Source organism: Fructilactobacillus sp. X7R9C1 (assembly GCF_059901005.1).
The window spans coordinates 1-259 of the sequence record NZ_JBWXVG010000064.1 but is presented as its reverse complement, the minus strand read 5'-3'; the positions used below and the strand labels follow the sequence as shown (position 1 = coordinate 259).

At 35.5% G+C, this 259-nt stretch carries 1 protein-coding gene; it reads right to left on the bottom strand.

Going from position 1 to position 259, the window contains the following annotated elements; genetic code table 11:
- A partial coding sequence (locus AC6UD0_RS07440) for an iron-sulfur cluster assembly protein (protein WP_500708720.1) occupies positions 1–162 on the bottom strand: 162 nt, incomplete at its 3' end.
- Between the last annotated feature and the right edge of the window lie 97 nt (positions 163–259).

Genomic DNA, 259 nt, shown 5'->3' with positions numbered 1-259 from the left:
CACAACTGTGCAAAGGCCTTTTTCATCCAAATTGATTTCATAAACAAGACCTAAGTTATAAATGTCTAGTTCTAACTCCGGGTCATAGATAGACTCCAATGTCGCAACCAATTGATCCGATAAGGCAGCAGCACCTTTGTTGATTAAAATATCCTCTCTCATCCTATACCTCTCACACGTTTCTGATTGATCCGTTTATTATAGAAATATTCTATCACAAAATGCCAACATCTGCTCTATTATTTTTCTGAAAAAATAG